The sequence below is a fragment of the Mesorhizobium sp. Pch-S genome, assembly GCF_004136315.1.
Classification (GTDB): domain Bacteria; phylum Pseudomonadota; class Alphaproteobacteria; order Rhizobiales; family Rhizobiaceae; genus Mesorhizobium.
The window spans coordinates 140,660-157,532 of sequence record NZ_CP029562.1 but is presented as its reverse complement, the minus strand read 5'-3'; the positions used below and the strand labels follow the sequence as shown (position 1 = coordinate 157,532).

Sequence of the window (16,873 nt, the reverse complement as noted above, 5' to 3'; positions counted from 1 at the left end):
TCGATGGCTCTGACCGTGCCAGCCATCATGAAGACGACGGCGGCGCGCCTTTCCGCGCTGTATCTTCTGCTGTTTGCGATCTGCGCGGTTCTGCTGGTCTTCTACATGACCTCGTTGTCGGCACGCATGCTGACGGCGCAGACGCAGGAAACCATCAACGAGGAAGTGGCCGATCTTGCCCGTTCCTATCAGCGTGGTGGCCTGCCTTTTCTCGTGCGCACCATGGAGCGGCGGTCACGCGCGCCCGGGGCCAATCTCTACATGATCGCCGATCCCAACGGCGAGGTCCTGGCCGGCAACGTCCAGAGCATCGAGCCGGGGGTGATTGCCCGCGAGGGCTGGACGGAGATCCCGTTTTCCTACGAACGCTATGGCGAAAGCGGCGGTGAACAGGCGCAGGGCGCGAACGACGCCAGCAAGTCTTCCGGGCAGGCACCGGCGCAGATACGCCGCAACAAGGGCCACGATGCCATTGCCCTTGTGGTGCGGCTGCCCAACCAGATGATCCTGCTTGTCGGCCGCGACCTCGGCGAGCCCGAGCGGTTCCGCAGTGTTGTTCGTCGGGCGCTCACCCTGACGCTCGGCATGATGGGACTGGGCGCATTGCTGATCTGGTTCCTGGTCGGCCGCACCGCGCTCAAGCGCATCGACAACGTGTCGGAGGCCAGCCGCCGCATCATGGGTGGCGACCTGACCGGCCGGCTTCCGGTCAGTGGAGCAGGCGATGAGTTCGACCGGCTTTCCGAAAACCTCAACGCCATGCTGGCGCGCATCGCCACCTTGAACGAAGGCCTGAAACAGGTCTCCGACAACATCGCACACGACCTCAAGACGCCGCTGACCCGGCTGCGCAATCGGGCCGAGGCCGTGCTGTCGGGCAAGCACAGTGCGGCCGATTACAAGTCTGCCCTCGAAGGCACGATCGCGGAGTCCGACCAGCTCATCAAGACCTTTAACGCCATCCTGATGATCTCTCGTCTTGAGGCTGGCTATTCGTCCGAGAACGTGACGCAGGTCGACCTGGCCGCGACCGTCCGCGATGTCGTCGAGCTTTATGAGCCGGTGGCGGAAGAAGCGGGCGTCGGCCTGGAAGCCAATGTCACCGGGCCATATCTGATCGATGGTAACCGGGAACTCGTCGGGCAGGCGCTATCCAATATCGTCGACAATGCGATCAAGTATTCGATCGATGCCACGGCCAGCCCCGCGGTGCGGGTCACGCTCGAACGCAGGGCGGGCTCGATCAGGCTCACCGTGGCCGACAATGGCCAGGGCATCCCGGACGACGCCGACCGTGCGCGCGTCACCGAAAGGTTCGTGCGGCTAGAAAAAAGCCGCTCGCAACCCGGATCGGGACTCGGGCTTAGCCTCGCCAAGGCAATCATGAAATTCCACAAGGGCACCCTTGATCTGCAGCCTGCCGATCCTGGACTATGCGTCGTCATGAGCTTTCCGGAGCGGGAAGTTTCGTCGGGGAGAAACGGATGACGGCAAGTGCGGCGGCTGAGCGGGAAAAGGCAGGGCTTCGCCTGCAGCCGAAATTGAAACTTGCGCCGCTCGATGTCGGTCATGCACGCGAGGAACTTGCCGACATTGCCGCAGCAGCCAAGGAAGACGAACTGTCGCGCCTGGCGGCGTTCCTGGCCGGCAAGGGAGACGCGCAGGATTTCCTGGCTGCCGTGTTTGATCTTTCTCCGTTCCTGCGCGATGTGGCGAGACGCCGCCCGCAGATACTGGACGCGTTGTTCGACGAAACGGTCGAACAACGACTTGCCGCGGTAGCCGAGATGATGGGCACCGCGTCGCGCTTGGAGAACGTTTCCGAGCAAAGCCTGATGATGGAACTGCGTCTTCTCAAGGCCGAGGCGCATTTCCTGATCGCGCTCGACGATCTGGCCGGGATTGCCGAGACGTCGCTGACCGTGCGCAGGCTTTCCAATCTGGCCGACGCCTCGATCCGCGCGGCGGTCGATTTTCTGCTGCGCGACGCCCACGAACAGGGCAAGCTGAAGCTGGTCGATCCGAAGAACCCGACACTGAAGTCCGGATGGATCCTGCTTGGCATGGGCAAGCTCGGCGCTCACGAGCTGAACTTCTCGTCCGATATCGACCTTGTCGTCTTCTTCGAGCCGGAAGCTCCGGCGGTGATCGACCCGCTCGATGCCACCGAACTGTTTTCACGGTTGACTCGTCGCCTGGTTCGCATTCTCCAGGATCGCACCGAACATGGTTATGTCTTCCGCACCGATCTCAGGTTGCGGCCCGATCCCGGTTCGACGCCGCTCGCGATCCCGGTGGAGGCGGCACTCACCTATTACGAGGGCAGGGGGCAGAACTGGGAGCGCGCCGCGATGATCAAGGCGCGGCCCGTAGCCGGCGACATCGCAGCCGGCGAAGCCTTTCTCAAGGAACTCCAGCCTTATGTCTGGCGCAAATACATGGACTATGCGGCGATCGCCGACGTCCATTCGATCAAGCGCCAGATTCACGCTCACAAGGGGCATGGCGAGGTCGCGGTCAAAGGCCACAACGTCAAGCTTGGCCGCGGCGGTATCCGCGAGATCGAATTCTTCGTGCAGACGCAGCAGCTCATCGCCGGTGGCCGTTTCCCGGAGTTGCGCGGGCGCGAGACGGTGCCGATGCTTGCTGAACTTGCAGAACGCAGCTGGATCACGCCTGAAGCGCGCGATGTTCTCACCCAGCAATACTGGTTCCTGCGCCGCGTCGAACACGCCATCCAGATGGTGGCGGACGAACAGACCCACATGCTGCCGGAAGACGACGAGGGGCTGGAGCGCATCGCCCACATGCTGGGCTACAAGGATGCCGGGACTTTCTCCACGACGCTACGCGCCGCCTTGCAGCAGGTGGAAGGCCACTATGCGGCCTTGTTCGAGGCCGCGCCTGAACTCTCGGCCGGCGTAGGCAATCTGGTCTTCACCGGTGACGTCGATGATCCGGACACCCTGCAGACCTTGCTCGGACTGGGGTTCCAGCGGCCGAGTGACATCTGTCGCGTCATCCGAACCTGGCATTTCGGCCGCTACAAGGTGACGCGTTCGGCCGAGGCCCGCGAGCGGCTGACCGAACTAACGCCTGCGCTCCTGGAGGCATTCGGCAAGACACGCCGCGCCGATGAGGCGCTGATGCGCTTCGACGAATTCCTGTCCGGCTTGCCGGCGGGCATCCAGCTGTTTTCGCTGCTGCAGTCCAATCCGGGGCTGCTCAGGCTGATGGCGACCATCATGGGTGCTGCGCCGCGGCTGGCGGCAATCATCACGCGCCGCCCGCATGTGTTCGATGGCCTGCTCGATCCTGCACTGCTCACCGAACTGCCAAACCGCACCTATCTGTCGGCGAGACTGGCGGCATTTCTTGACGGCGACCGCGCCTATGAAGAGGTACTCGACCGCCTGCGCATCTTCGCGGCCGAGCAGAAGTTCCTCATCGGCGTACGGCTTCTGGCCGGTTCGATCGATGCGGCGCGTGCCGGCCGTGCCTTTTCCGATCTCGCTGACTTGACCATCGGAGCGGCATTGGACGCGGTGGTGGAGGAGTTTGCACAGCGCCACGGCCATATCCCGGGAGGCAGGATCGCGCTTCTGGGGATGGGCAAGCTGGGTAGCCGCGAGCTGACTGCTGGTTCGGACGTCGACCTTATCCTGCTCTATGACCATGACGAGCAGGCGGAAGAGTCGGATGGCGAGAAGCCTCTGGCGCCATCGCACTACTTCGCCCGCCTGACGCAGCGCCTGATCGCTGCTGTTTCGGCGCCGACCGCCGAAGGCGTGCTCTACGAGCTCGATCTGAGGCTGCGGCCATCCGGCAACAAGGGGCCTGTGGCGACGCATGTCGACGCCTTCCGCAAGTATCAGCGGCAGGAAGCCTGGACCTGGGAACAGATGGCGCTGACGCGGGCGAGGGCAGTTGCCGGAGATCCCGCTCTGTGCGCCGAGATCGAACAGGAGGTGGACAACATCCTGGCGCAGCCGCGCGACCGCGCCAAGGTGGCCGCCGAGGCTGTCGAGATGCGCAAGCTGATCGAGGAAGAGAAGCCACCACACGACCTCTGGGACATCAAGCTCATTCCCGGTGGTCTGATCGACCTGGAATTTGTCGCTCAGGTGGCAACCATCACAGCCCAACTTGAAGGCGATGTTCGCACGCCCGGCACCGCACAGACTTTGGCGAGATTGGCGCCAAACTTTGCCGATCCCGAGATCCGGCACGCGCTTTGCGACGCATATTCGCTGTATTTGTCGGTTACCCAGATGATCAGGCTGTGCCTGACCAGCACGTTCGAACGCGATGACGTGCCGCCGGGTCTGGTCGATCTTCTTTTGGCAGCAACCGATCTGCCGGATTTCACGGTGCTGGAAGCGCACCTCAAAGAGACGTCGCGAAAGGTCAGGAAGGACTTCGACCTTTTGCTGCGTGGGAAACGCTCGTGAGGAACTGACGCCTCCGGGCGGTTTCCAAAGCATCGGGGGTGACGATGCAACAGGAGAAACCGATGAAAAAGTCGACGAAACTTGCCTTCGCATTTGCGACCCTTGCCGGCCTCGTTGGAACCGCCGCCCATGCCGAACAGAACAAGGGCGGCGACATGCGCGATGGCTCGCACTGGCGCCTCCAGAAGGCCTTGAAGGATTCCGAGGGTGGCATCACCTTCGATCAGTTCTCGGAAGCGATGAACCCGGAACTGAAGAAGATCCTCGCCGACAATGGCGGCAAGGTCACCGTCGAACAGCTTGCCGCGGCGCTGGAGAAGGCGCGTTTCGAACGAATGGCGAAGCGCATGGTCGAACGTTACGACAGCAAGGGTGAGGGCGTCCTCACCCAGGAAGACGTCACCGCACACCAGAAGAAGATGTTCGCGCTGTTCGACAAGAACAATGACGGCAAGATCGAAAAGAGCGAGCTGCCGAAGCGTGGTGGTCGCGACCATCGCCAGAGCGAAGTCGAATAAACTTCACCGAAAACACCCGGCGGCAACCGCCGCCGGGTGTTTTATCCTGTCGGAAGATCTTGTCCGAAGGGCCCCGCAACCTCTTGCGGGGGCATCCTCAAGCCGCGGCCTTGACCAGCTGCGGTGCCTTCCGGAGCGGGATGCGTACTGATACGATGGTGCCGGAGCCTTCCGTCGAGCGGATCTTGAGTGCGCCGCCGTGCAGCTCGGCCAGCGAACGCGAGATGGCGAGTCCCAGGCCGGAACCGGTATGGTTCTTCGAGAACTGGTTCTGTACCTGCTCGAACGGTCGTCCGAGCTTGCCGAGTGCTGTCTTCGGAATGCCGCAGCCATTGTCCTCGATGGTGAGTGTGAGCGCTCCCGATGCGTTGCGGGCCTTCACCACGATATGCCCGCCCTGGCCGGTGAATTTCACCGCGTTGGACAGCAGGTTGATGACGATCTGCTTGATGGCTCGCCGGTCGGCAACCAGTGACAGGCTGTCGGCGATGCGTGTCTCCACGGTGATCGCCTTCTGGGCGGCCTGCAGCGAGACCACGCGTACCGTCTCGGAGATCAGCGGACCGAGGTCGATCTGCTCCCGATCGATCGAGAACTGGCCAGCTTCGATCTTCGACATGTCGAGGATGTCGTTGATGACACCAAGCAGGTACTTGCCCGACGAATTGATATCGGTGGCGTATTCTTCGTAACGCTCCGAACCCAGCGGCCCGAACAGCGCCTGCTCCATCAATTCCGAGAAACCGATGATCGCATTGAGCGGCGTACGCAGCTCGTGTGACATGTTGGCGAGGAATTCCGATTTCGCCTGGTTGGCGGCTTCGGCGCGATCCTTTTCTCGGATGTATTTTCGGTTCAGCTCGACCAGTTCACGCGTGCGCTCTTCCTCGGCACGGCGGGCGAGGCTGAGATCGTGGATGGTGGCCATCAGACGCCGCTCGCTGTCCATGAGCTTGTCCTGATGCTGCTTGATCTGTGTGATATCGGAGCCGACCGAAACGGTGCCGCCGTCGCGGGTCTTCAATTCGTTCACCTGCAGCCAGCGACCGTCGCCCAGCTGGCGCTCGATGGTGATGCCGCCATTGGGGCCGTTCGCGTTGGCCAGCCGGCGTTCGGCTGCGAAGGCCAGCATGCGCTCCTCGATCTCGGCACGCGCCGTGCCGGGCATGACGCTGCGGTCGGAGAGGCCGTTGTCGAGCTGGAACTTGGAATTGCACATCACCAGCCGTTCCGACGCGTCCCACAGCACGAAGGATTCGTTGATGTTCTCGATCGCCGTGCGCAGCCGCAGGTCGGCGGCTTCGGAACGAAGCGCGAGATGCCGTTGTTCGGTGACGTCGACAGCGATGCCGATGAGCTGGATTTCCGGCGCGTCCGGATCCATCACCTGCGCCCTGGCGCGCATCCACACCCACTGGCCATCGGCGTGGCGCATGCGGAAGACCTGGTCGATCTGATCGATCTCGCGTGCCATGATGCGCTCGGCCAGCTCGAACAGGTTGCCGTCTTCAGGGTGGATGATCTCATCGACCTCGCCGAAGGACAGCATCGTTTCGCAAGGCTCGTAACCGAGCATGTCATACATGGAGCGCGACCAGTACATCTTGCCGCGAGCCATGTCCCAGTCCCAGAGGCCACAGCGCCCCCTGACCAGCGCCATGTCGATGCGCTGCAGGGAATCTCCGAGGATGCGGTCGGCGCTCTTGGCACGCGTCACCTGGCAGAAATAAGCATAGAGCACGATCAGCAGCACGCCGGCCGTGAGCACGAACAGCGTCACGTTCAGCGAGACGGACTTGCGCCACTCGGCAAAGACCGCTTCCTGCGGAACAAGAACGGCTGCCGCACCCTTGCCGTCGGGCCTGAGGTCGACGGCGGCGTACCAGTCGGTTTCACCGATGCGGACTTCCAGCACGCCGGCGCGCTCACCGAACAGGAACAGCGGCTGCCCGCCCGAGATGACGCTGTCGAGCGTGCGGCCCTGCCAGCGGGTCGACTTCGGTGACACCGCAAGCACGGTGAATTCCTTGTCGGTCACGGCCAGCACGTGATCCGCACCGAGCGAACCCTGGCGTACGGCTTCTTCCAGCAGCTCCTGCGGGTTGGTGGCAGGTGCGGCGGCGCCAGCCTTGGCGAGTTCACCTGCGGAAAGCGTGAGAATTGTCTTGGCATTGCGTTCGATGTCGTCGTGCCAGCTCATCATCGACAGGAAACGCAGGCAGGCCACGACGATCAGGAAAAGGATGATCAGGGACGGGATCAGTCGACGCAGGATCGGTTCAGCGGCCAACAGCTTGCCGTAGGCTGGGCCGGCGATCAGCCGCGCATTGCCGATCAAGGCATTGCTGCGGCGCGGACGGCTGCGCCACTCAAAAGCTGTCCGTCCGGGCGCGCGCAACGCGTCCGCCTTGGCCATGGAATGGCTCTCCCCGAAATTTTCCCCGATGATGATCCGGCAACACCGTACTTCCGAATCGTCATTAAAGAATCAAACGTGATTCGCCTTGTCCAGTGGGTGAGGAGAAAAAAGATTGAAGATTCAGTAAATCGGCCGGCGTTTCGAGCGCCGGCCCGTGTTCTGGCCGTCAATCAGGCCAATGTGCGCTCGACAATGTCCTTGAGATCCGCCGAGAGCTTCTCCTGGCCGAGGATCGACACCAGGGCCTCACGTGCATGACCTTGCCGTACGGGTTCCAGGGAACGCCATGAACGCATGGCGGTAGCAAGCCGTGCGGCGACCTGGGGGTTGCGCTTTTCGACCTGCAGGACGATGTCGGCAAAGAAACGATAGCCCGCCCCGTCGGCGCGGTGGAAACCGGTCTGGTTGGCGCCTGCGAATGTCCCGATCAACGCGCGGACGCGGTTGGGATTGGTGATCGAAAAAGCGGGATGCTCGGTCAGTGCCTTTACCGTTTCGAGCGCACGCTGTCCCGGTACGCCAGCCTGGATGATGAACCACTTGTCCAGCACCAGCGCGTCGTCCGAATACTGTTTCTCGAACTGTTTCAAGGCCTTGTTGGCCTGAGCGGAATCAGGGTGGCGGTGAGCCAGGACAGCCAGAGCCGCCGCCCTGTCGGTCATGTTGGTGGCTTTCTCGAAGTGGTTGGCGGCGAGATCGGCACCGCCCGGCAACAGCGCAAGATAGTCGAGCAGCACGTTGCGCAACGCGCGGCGGCCCGCGCCCTCGGCGTCGGGCAGGAAGGGTCCGCTGTCGCGCAATTCGCCATAGAGACGCCTGAAGTCTGGCTCATTGGCCACGGCCAGCGTCTGGGCACATGCATGGCGCGCTGCCAGGATGGCATCCGGGTCGATCCCCTTGCCGATTTCGCGCGCGATATCGGCTTCACCGGGCAGGCTCAGTGCCAGCGCACGGAATGCCGGTTCCAGCGACGTATCTGCCGCGATGCGTCCGGCCAGCGTCTGAAGATGTTCGCCGAATTCCGGCTGCTTTCCGCCAAGGACATTGCGGAAGCCGGCGATCAGCGCGTCGGTGAGCAAGGTGTTGAAGGCTTGCCAACGCGAGAAGGCATCGCTGTCCTTGCCGGCCAGGAAGATCAGGTCTTCCGGCTTCTGTTCCAGCGAAAGCGTTATTGGTGCCGAGAAGCCGCGATTGAATGAAAGCACCGGCCGTTCGGCGACGCCGGTGAAACGCACCGATTGATGTCGCTTGCGAAGGTGGATGACACCGTCTTCTACCGTTGCGCCCTCGACGCCGTCATAGGGAAGATCCTTGCCGTTGGCTCCGACAAGGCCGAATGCCAGCGGTATGTGCATCAGCCGCTTGCGGCTTTCCGATGGGGTCGGGGCGAGCGACTGTTCGATCTCGAGCGTGAAGACGCGGGCCGCCTGGTCGTAGCTGGAGCTGACGGTTACATGTGGCGTGCCGGCCTGATGGTACCACAGTGCGAACTGCGAGAGGTCGCGGCCCGAGACGTCCTCGAAGACCTTGAGGAAATCGTCGATGGTGGCCGCCTCGCCGTCATGGCGCTCGAAATAGAGGTCCATGCCGGCACGAAAGGTTTCTGCGCCGAGGATGGTGCGGATCATGCGCACCACTTCCGAGCCCTTCTCGTAGACAGTCGCGGTGTAGAAATTGTTGATCTCGCGGTAGCGTCGCGGTCGTACCGGATGCGCAAGAGGCCCCTGGTCTTCCGGGAATTGGTGGGAGCGCAGCGTGCGCACCTCGGCGATGCGCTTGACCGGGCGCGAGCGCTCGTCCGCCGAGAATTCATGGTCGCGATAGACGGTCAGCCCTTCCTTCAGGCAGAGCTGGAACCAGTCGCGGCAAGTGATTCTGTTGCCTGTCCAATTGTGGAAATATTCATGGGCGATGATCGCTTCGATGTTGGCGAAGTCGGCATCGGTGGCAGTCTGTTCGTCGGCCAGCACATATTTGTCGTTGAAGATGTTGAGACCCTTGTTCTCCATCGCGCCCATGTTGAAATCGGAGACGGCGACGATGTTGAAGACATCGAGATCGTATTCGCGGCCGAATTTTTCCTCGTCCCATTTCATGGAGCGTTTGAGGGCGTCCATGGCGTAGCCGGCCAGCGCTTCCTTGCCGTGCTCCACATAGATGCCAAGTTCGACCTTGCGCCCTGACCGGGTGATGAATTCGTCGGCCACTTTGCCAAGGCTGCCGGCGACAAGCGCGAACAGGTAACTCGGTTTCGGGAACGGATCATGCCAGACGGCGAAGTGTTTGCCGTCACCGAGATCCCCGTGCTCGACCGGATTGCCGTTGGCCAGAAGCAGCGGCGCCTCGCTGCGATCGGCCTCGATGCGCACGGTGTAAACCGAAAGGATATCCGGTCTATCCAGGAAATAGGTGATGCGACGGAAGCCCTCGGCCTCGCATTGCGTGCAATAGACGCCGCTGGAACGGTAGAGGCCCATCAGTGTGCTGTTGGTCGACGGGTTCACATCCGTCTCGATGGTCAGTCGAAACGGCTTTGCCGGCGGCGTCAGGATGGTCAACTGATCCGCCGTCGCGGCATAATCGGCCGCGCCAAGCGGCTTGCCGTCGATCGAAACGCCGGCCAGCCGCAGTTCATCACCATCCAGCACCAGCGGGGTTCCCGCCGTTACACCTTGCCGGGGTTCGACGGTCAGGGTCGCGATGATCCGGGTCGCTTCCCTGGAAAGCGAGAAGTTCAATTCGGTCCTGGGGATCAGGTAGTCGCTGGGGCGATAGTCTTCGAGCCTGAAAACCTGGCCGGTATCTGTGCGCATCCGTCGATTTGTCCTGATGATTTCGGTGTAGCCGGCATTTGCTGGGATAAGATAAAGGAGGTTGCGGCTCTTTACACGAAACCGTCCCTCGACAAAACTGCCGGCACATCCCCAAGGCTTTCCCAGCCTTCACCGATCCCCTGCGAGGTTGCCATGTCTGCCGTCACACCCAAATTCGGGATGGGTGCCTCGGTCCGTCGGGTTGAGGACAATGCCTTCATCCTTGGACGGGGACGCTACACCGATGACATCAGCCCGGACGGCGTGCTGCACGGCTATGTCGTTCGTTCACCAGTGGCCAAGGCGCTTTTTTCGGTCGTCTCGACAGAGGCCGTGCGATCGGCGCCGGGTGTCCATCTGGTTCTTACCGGAGCTGATCTCGATCATCTTCGCGACCTGCGCTCCGGGGTCATGCAGCCACAGCCTGACGGCACCCGGGCGCCGACGCGCGACATCCCGATCCTGTGCCGGGACGAGGTCTGCTATGTCGGCGACGCGATCGCTTTCGTCGTGGCTGACAGTCGCGAGCAGGCACAGGACGCAGCCGATTTGATCGAACTCGATTTCGACACACAGAATGCCGCCGCTGTGACGGCGACGGCGCTCGACGAGGAAACACCGCTGGTCTGGCCGGAACTCGGTTCGAACCGTGCATTTTCCTATCACATCGGAGACACGGAGCGGACAGACGCAGCCTTTGCGAAGGCTGCCAGGATTACGCGCATCGACTTCGTCAACAATCGGCTGGTCTGCAACTACATGGAGGCGCGTGCCGCCATCGGCGAATGGAAGCAGCAGGAGGGGCGCTTCGTGCTCACCACCGGCTCGCAGGGCGTGCATTCGATGCAGAAGATCGTCAGCAGCGTGTTGGGCATAGGCAAGGATGAGCTGCGGGTCGTCACGCCGGATGTCGGCGGCGGATTCGGACCCAAGACCTTCGTCTATCGCGAGTATCTGCTGGTCCTGGAAGCGGCCAGGCGGCTCGGACGGCCCGTGAAGTGGACCGGGGATCGGACCGAGCATTTCCTGACCGATGCGCACGGGCGCGACAATGTCACTGTCGCTGAGATGGCGATGGACAGCGAGGGGCGCTTTCTCGGCCTGCGCGTGAACCTCATCGCCAACATGGGTGCCTATATCTCGCAATACGGACCGTTCATTCCGGTCGTCGGTGTTTCGATGTCCACCGGCGTTTACGACATCCAGGCGCTCGATGTCTCCGTAACTGCTGTCTACACCAACACCACGCCTGTCGACGCCTATCGCGGCGCGGGCCGCCCCGAAGCGGCGCTGCTGATCGAAAAGCTGGTCGACGCCTGCGCGCGCGACATGGGCCTGACCGCTGATGAGATCCGGCGTCGGAACTTCATCCGGCCGGACCAGATGCCTTACCGGACACAGACCGGCCGCCTCTACGATACGGGGGAGTTCGTAGGCCACATGAATCAGGCCATGCAACGGGCTGAATGGACTCAATTTTCCGCGCGACTGGAAGACGCGAAATCGCGCGGGAAGATCCGCGGCATCGGCATGGCGACCTATGTCGAAGCTTGTGCGTTCGCGGGCTCCGAGCCGGCGCATGTCGAATTGAACGGCGACGGCACGGTGACGTTGAAGATCGGCACCCAGACCAACGGCCAGGGACATGCCACCGCCTACGCGCAATTGCTGGCCGAAAAGCTCGATTTGCCTATCGAACGCATTCACGTTCGCCAGGGTGACACCGATGAATTGAAGGCAGGCGGCGGCACAGGCGGTTCGCGCTCCATTCCGCTCGGCGGTGTTTCCACGGCGCGTGCAGGCGAGGACCTGGCCGAGAAGATCAGGCGCATCGCGGCCGACGAGCTGGAAGCTGCCAGTGCCGACATCGAGCTCAAGGATGGCGTCGCCCGGATCGTCGGCACGGACCGCGTGATGGATTTCGCCGCCATTGCCCGGGCGGCGAAAAAGCCGGATGACCTCAAGGGGTTTGGCGAATTCGTGCAGGACGAGGCCACCTATCCGAATGGCACGCACATCTGCGAGGTCGAGATCGATCCGGACACGGGAAGCACGGAGATCGTACGCTACTGCATCGTCGATGATTTCGGCGCGACGGTGAATCCGCTGCTTCTTGCTGGCCAGGTGCATGGTGGTGTCGTCCAGGGCATCGGCCAGGCACTGGTGGAAGACACGGTCTATGGTGAGGATGGCCAGTTGCTGTCGGCCAGTTTCATGGACTATGCCATGCCGCGCGCAGACAGCGTGCCATTCTTCCATTTCGAGACCCGCAACGTGCCTTCGACCACAAACGCGCTCGGCATAAAGGGGGCGGGCGAGGCCGGGACGATCGGTGCCACGCCGGCTGCGCTGAACGCCGTGACCGACGCGCTTTATCGTGCCTACGGCATCAAACATATCGACATGCCGGCGACACCGTCGCGCATCTGGGGGGCGATACGGGACGCCGGCATGCAGTGATGTCAAATGCATCTTCCGTCCAGCCGCGCACGCTGGTCGGCATCTCGCTGAAGATCCTGTCGGTTTCGGTGTTTGTGGCGATGTCGTCGCTGATCAAGGCCGCCGGCGAGCTGCCTGCCGGCCAGATCGTTTTCTATCGCTCCTTCTTCGCCATCTTCCCGATCCTGGTCTTCCTCGGTTTTCGGCGCGAACTGCGCACGGCCTTTTCGACCAGGCGCCCGCTCAACCACATCGCGCGTGGCGTGGTGGGGGTCTGCGCCATGGGGTTCGGCTTCTTCGCGCTGACGCGCCTGCCGCTCCCGGAGGCGATCACGCTGAACTATGCGCAGCCGCTTCTGGTCGTGGTGTTCAGCGCCATCTTCCTGCGCGAGACCATCCGCATCTATCGCTGGGGCGCTGTCATCGTCGGTCTAATCGGCGTCATCATCATTTCCTGGCCGACGCTCACCTTGCTGCGTTCGGGCGCTGCCCTTGGTGACCAGGAGGTGCTGGGCGTGATCGCGGCATTCATCGCAGCGGCGATCTCGGCGGTCGCCATGCTTCTGGTGCGAAGCCTCGTGCATAGCGAGCGCACGGCAACCATCGTTCTGTGGTTCTCGCTGACGGCGAGCATCCTTGCCTTGCTGACCATTCCGTTCGGCTGGCAGGCGCTGGCGACAAGACAGGTCGTGCTGCTTATCCTGGCCGGCTTCTGCGGGGGGCTTGGACAGATCCTGATGACCTCCGCCTATCGCCACGCCGAAGCTTCGGTCGTGGCACCGTTCGAATACACCTCAATGCTGCTCGGCATCGTCGTCGGCTATCTCGCCTTTGGCGATGTGCCGACGCTTCACATGCTGGTGGGAGGGGCTATCGTGGTTGCCGCCGGCCTTTTCATCATCTGGCGCGAACGGCAGCTCGGTCTCGAGCGGGCATCGGCACGAAAGGCTTCGCAACCATCCGGCTGATCAGGCCTGTCCCGCAGCTTTCGTCCGCTCTAGCGCGAGGCGGGTCAAAGCCTGCCGTGTTTCTTCGTCGGCCGGGAAGAAGGTTTCGATCGCAAGTTCGGAGAGTGTGACGTCGAGCGGTGTGCCGAACACCGTGGTCGTGCTGATGAAGGACAACACGCTGTCACCAAGCCGCATGCGCAAGGGATGAACGATTGCATTGGTTTCCGGCTTCGGCGGCCTCGTGCTCGAGTGGACTGGGTAGGCCCGCAGTTCTTCCTCGAGCGCTTCCAGGACAGGATCGCCGGAGGCTTCGACCTGTTGTTTCAGCCGTTCCAGGAGATGCGCGCGCCATTCTGCGAGATTGGCGATGTTGGGGGCGACGCCCTTCGGATGCAGGCTGAGCCGCAACACATTGACCGGCGCCTGCAGCAGCGACGGGTCGCTGACGCCGGCAAGCATTGGCGCAAGAGCGTCATTGGCGGCAACGAGGTTCCAGTGCCGGTCGACGGCGAGCGCGGGAAACGGTTCATGTCCTTTCAACACCAGCTTCACGGCTTCCATTGCTGGAGCGAGGTCTGGATCGTTCAGCGAGCGTTCGCCGAAGGAAGGCGCAAAGCCGGCGGCAAGAAGGATCTGATTGCGCTGCCTGAGCGGTACTGAAAGCTGCTCCGAAAGCCGTAGCACCATCTCGCGCGACGGCATGGCTCGGCCACTTTCAACGAAGCTCAGATGCCGCTGCGAGATCTCGGCCTCCATGGCGAGATCGAGCTGGCTCATGCGTCGGCGCGTGCGCCATTCGCGGAGCAGGGTACCGGCGGAGGTCTGGGGGGCGCTCATGAAAATCCTGTCTGGTGAAACGAGAGATCGGCTGCCCTTCGCGTATCGGGAGAGGATGCGTATCGGGACAGCTGCAAATCTATGATCGGAGAAAAGTCATTTCCATTACCTGGCGCGTAATCGCGGTGGCTGAACCGGGCTGACAATCTCTGTCCATCAGATGCCGGACGGTCCGCAGCATCACGAACCTGGAGAAAGATCATGCAGATTTCCGTTTCCCCGTTCCTCCGCAATGTGCTGCTGCTGGATGCACTCGTCAGTGGCGCTGCTGCCATTATCCTGCTTGGTGGCGCCCACATGCTGAGCCCGTTGCTGGAAATTCCTCAGAGCCTTTTGTTCTGGTCGGGCGCCGCTCTGGTGCCATTCGTGCTGATGGTGCTCGCGGTTTCACGCCGACAGGCGGTATCGCGTGGCATGCTGCTCGAGATCATCGCGATCAACGCGGCGTGGGTGATCGCCAGTTTCGGCCTGCTGGTATCCGGTTTCATCGCGCCGAACCTGCTCGGCATTGCCTTCGTCAGCGCGCAGGCAATTGCAGTGGCGCTGTTTGCCGAACTGCAATATGTCGGCCTGCGCCGCGTGGCTGTCTGAGGAATACCTTTGACAGAAGGACCTTTCTGCCCGGCTCGCTGTTGTCCGGGCAGATTTTGCTTTCACGAGAGTGAGCGCAGTTTCATTTTCACTTCGACGAAATCGCGCCAGGCCAGCCGCTTGTGTGCAGGCGTGCGCAGCAGATAGGCGGGGTGCAATGTCGGCATCGCCGGTATCGCGATGCCGCTGGCTGTCGTATGCGCACGCCAGTTGCCGCGCAATCTCAGAATACCCTCGGTGGTGTTGAGCAGGGTTTTTGCTGAAGGTCCGCCGAGATTGACCAGGACCTTCGGATTGACGAGCTCAATCTGCCGCTCGATGAACGGCCGGCAGATTTCGGTCTCGTGCGGGGTAGGCGTACGGTTTCCCGGTGGCCGCCACGGGATGACGTTGGCGATGTAGGCAGATTTGCGGTCGAGGCCGATCGCTGCCAGCATCCGGTCGAGCAGCCGACCGGAGCGGCCGACGAAAGGCAACCCTTCGAGATCCTCGTCGCGGCCCGGCGCTTCGCCGACCAGCATCAGTGAGGCGTCTGGACTGCCGTCGGCGAAGACGAGATTCTTGGCGGTGAATTTCAGGTTGCAGCCGTCGAAGCCAGCCATCGCTTCGCGCAACTCGTCCAGGTTGGAGGCTTGACTCGCAAGCTGGCGCGCGAGTTGCACCTGAGCCTCGTCCGGCACCGCAGCGGTAAATGGAGCACGCTGGGCAGTCGCCGGATTGGTGGAACTGCTTTCTGCAAAAGCGCCGCCGGTTTGAGGACGTCGATCCGAGGATGGTCCGGGAGCCGAGGTTGAAGCCGACGCGCTTCGTATCTGCGCCATCTCGGCAAAGCGGTCTACCGGCTCTTCGGTCAACGCTTCGTCGACACCAGCCTCCAGATAGAAGGCCAGCAGTTCGTGCAGCGCCGGCTGGTTTTGGGGTGAGGGGGCATTCATCGCCGCACCATCTTCCGATGGCGCAGGATTTTCAAGCCTGGAGGCGCCAATGCTTCGGTGATCTTCGGCCCGAAAGCACGCTAGCTCGATGGAATACGCGGATCCTGCATCAGATAGAAGGTCCAGCGCGGCGTGTAATCGGTGATCAGGAATTCGAACTCCGCTGTTTCCAGCGGATCGACCTTGCCCTTGGTGAACAGCAACCGGTCGTAGGGTTCGAAATTGCGGTCGAAGGTCGCAAAGTTCGATGACCCTATGTTTTCCGGTGTCTTGTTGCGCTGATCGAAGGAGAGGCCGTCGCCGAACACGCTTGGCTGGTCGAGAATCTCCTGCAGTTCGAACTGGAATTCCACCCAGGCATGGCCGCTGCTGTTGAGCACGTTGATGCGCATATAGATGATGCCGCTGGCATAGTCGCCCGTGCTGTCGAAGGGCTGGATCGGCTTGATGGTGCGGATCGTCAGCGTCACCGGCGTTGCGGAGCTGAATTCCTCGTCAATGACAATCGGATCCGCGCGCGTGCCCTTGCCGGAGACACCCCTGATGCGGAAACCACCGAGCTCGTCGGAAAAGGAATAAGCTCCGCTTTCCCAAACCTTTTGTTTCTTTTGAGCCTGGCCCGGAGAGACTAACAGGAGAAAGCCGAGGATGGCCGCCGGCCACAACAGGCCCGAGGCGGAACGGAGGCGCGATGTTGCTAAGCCGGCTGGCCCATGAATGCGCATGAACAGGACTATGACCGATAACTGGTGTCTCGAAAAGCGTCCGTTTTCGGGCACATCCTACAATTGACGTTTACGTGAACGTAAAATATTCTGGAGAACGTGGCGGCTTCGTCTGTTGTCAATGCGATGCCGTCGTTCCATGCCGGTTTCGCGTCGCGGAATGATGCGCTATGGAGCGCATGAGCCAGCAATATG

Annotated in this window: 11 protein-coding genes; 6 read left to right on the top strand and 5 right to left on the bottom strand. The window is 62.0% G+C overall.

Features of this window, described 5'->3' with window-relative positions; all coding sequences use genetic code 11:
• Positions 1 to 3 precede the first annotated feature (3 nt).
• The 3 genes from C1M53_RS00740 to C1M53_RS00730 all read left to right on the top strand — a co-directional run bounded on the left by C1M53_RS00740 (position 4) and on the right by C1M53_RS00730 (position 4,969).
• Complete coding sequence (locus tag C1M53_RS00740; protein ID WP_129410485.1) at positions 4 to 1,488, top strand: HAMP domain-containing sensor histidine kinase; 1,485 nt, start codon at positions 4 to 6, stop codon at positions 1,486 to 1,488.
• A complete protein-coding gene (locus C1M53_RS00735) occupies positions 1,485 to 4,451 on the top strand; it encodes a bifunctional [glutamine synthetase] adenylyltransferase/[glutamine synthetase]-adenylyl-L-tyrosine phosphorylase (RefSeq protein WP_129410484.1) in 2,967 nt (988 codons plus the stop codon). The genes C1M53_RS00740 and C1M53_RS00735 overlap by 4 nt, the downstream gene beginning before the upstream one ends.
• A gap of 62 nt (positions 4,452 to 4,513) precedes the next feature.
• The gene (locus C1M53_RS00730) at positions 4,514 to 4,969 is read left to right on the top strand and encodes a hypothetical protein (protein WP_129410483.1); all 456 of its coding nucleotides are present in this window, start codon (positions 4,514 to 4,516) and stop codon (positions 4,967 to 4,969) included.
• 97 nt (positions 4,970 to 5,066) lie between these two features.
• Here the strand turns inward: C1M53_RS00730 and C1M53_RS00725 are convergent, their stop codons facing one another.
• Together C1M53_RS00725 and pepN are read right to left on the bottom strand one after the other, a co-directional pair.
• Positions 5,067 to 7,385 (bottom strand): ATP-binding protein, encoded by a 2,319-nt coding sequence (locus tag C1M53_RS00725; RefSeq protein ID WP_129410482.1) that lies wholly within the window; start codon positions 7,383 to 7,385, stop codon positions 5,067 to 5,069.
• A gap of 173 nt (positions 7,386 to 7,558) precedes the next feature.
• Positions 7,559 to 10,201 (bottom strand): aminopeptidase N, encoded by a 2,643-nt coding sequence (gene pepN, locus C1M53_RS00720; protein WP_129410481.1) that lies wholly within the window; start codon positions 10,199 to 10,201, stop codon positions 7,559 to 7,561.
• Positions 10,202 to 10,354: 153 nt separating this feature from the next.
• Between pepN and C1M53_RS00715 the strand changes: the two genes are divergently transcribed.
• Positions 10,355 to 12,661 (top strand): xanthine dehydrogenase family protein molybdopterin-binding subunit, encoded by a 2,307-nt coding sequence (locus tag C1M53_RS00715; protein ID WP_129410480.1) that lies wholly within the window; start codon positions 10,355 to 10,357, stop codon positions 12,659 to 12,661.
• Positions 12,661 to 13,608 (top strand): DMT family transporter, encoded by a 948-nt coding sequence (locus C1M53_RS00710; protein WP_129410479.1) that lies wholly within the window; start codon positions 12,661 to 12,663, stop codon positions 13,606 to 13,608. The genes C1M53_RS00715 and C1M53_RS00710 overlap by 1 nt, the downstream gene beginning before the upstream one ends.
• On the opposite strand, the gene C1M53_RS00705 is transcribed toward C1M53_RS00710, so the two are convergent.
• Complete coding sequence (locus tag C1M53_RS00705) at positions 13,609 to 14,427, bottom strand: helix-turn-helix transcriptional regulator (protein WP_129410478.1); 819 nt, start codon at positions 14,425 to 14,427, stop codon at positions 13,609 to 13,611.
• A gap of 201 nt (positions 14,428 to 14,628) precedes the next feature.
• Between C1M53_RS00705 and C1M53_RS00700 the strand changes: the two genes are divergently transcribed.
• On the top strand, positions 14,629 to 15,018 hold the full coding sequence (locus C1M53_RS00700) for a hypothetical protein (RefSeq protein WP_129410477.1): 390 nt from the start codon (positions 14,629 to 14,631) through the stop codon (positions 15,016 to 15,018).
• A gap of 62 nt (positions 15,019 to 15,080) precedes the next feature.
• Here the strand turns inward: C1M53_RS00700 and C1M53_RS00695 are convergent, their stop codons facing one another.
• Positions 15,081 to 15,953: a uracil-DNA glycosylase gene (locus C1M53_RS00695; RefSeq protein ID WP_129410476.1), complete on the bottom strand. Its 873-nt coding sequence runs from the start codon at positions 15,951 to 15,953 to the stop codon at positions 15,081 to 15,083.
• 80 nt (positions 15,954 to 16,033) lie between these two features.
• Positions 16,034 to 16,678, bottom strand: a complete 645-nt coding sequence (locus C1M53_RS00690) for a hypothetical protein (RefSeq protein ID WP_165358010.1) — start codon at positions 16,676 to 16,678, stop codon at positions 16,034 to 16,036.
• Positions 16,679 to 16,873: the final 195 nt, after the last annotated feature.

Excerpts from the sequence above, each read along its gene's own strand:
- C1M53_RS00725 (WP_129410482.1), bottom strand. The coding sequence starts at position 7,385 with ATGGCCAAGGCGGACGCGTTGCGCGCGCCCGGACGGACAGCTTTTGAG.
- C1M53_RS00730 (WP_129410483.1), top strand. The coding sequence starts at position 4,514 with ATGAAAAAGTCGACGAAACTTGCCTTCGCATTTGCGACCCTTGCCGGC.
- C1M53_RS00700 (WP_129410477.1), top strand. The coding sequence starts at position 14,629 with ATGCAGATTTCCGTTTCCCCGTTCCTCCGCAATGTGCTGCTGCTGGAT.
- C1M53_RS00705 (WP_129410478.1), bottom strand. The coding sequence starts at position 14,427 with ATGAGCGCCCCCCAGACCTCCGCCGGTACCCTGCTCCGCGAATGGCGC.
- C1M53_RS00695 (WP_129410476.1), bottom strand. The coding sequence starts at position 15,953 with ATGAATGCCCCCTCACCCCAAAACCAGCCGGCGCTGCACGAACTGCTG.
- C1M53_RS00690 (WP_165358010.1), bottom strand. The coding sequence starts at position 16,678 with ATGCGCATTCATGGGCCAGCCGGCTTAGCAACATCGCGCCTCCGTTCC.
- C1M53_RS00735 (WP_129410484.1), top strand. The coding sequence starts at position 1,485 with ATGACGGCAAGTGCGGCGGCTGAGCGGGAAAAGGCAGGGCTTCGCCTG.
- pepN (WP_129410481.1), bottom strand. The coding sequence starts at position 10,201 with ATGCGCACAGATACCGGCCAGGTTTTCAGGCTCGAAGACTATCGCCCC.
- C1M53_RS00740 (WP_129410485.1), top strand. The coding sequence starts at position 4 with ATGGCTCTGACCGTGCCAGCCATCATGAAGACGACGGCGGCGCGCCTT.
- C1M53_RS00715 (WP_129410480.1), top strand. The coding sequence starts at position 10,355 with ATGTCTGCCGTCACACCCAAATTCGGGATGGGTGCCTCGGTCCGTCGG.
- C1M53_RS00710 (WP_129410479.1), top strand. The coding sequence starts at position 12,661 with ATGTCAAATGCATCTTCCGTCCAGCCGCGCACGCTGGTCGGCATCTCG.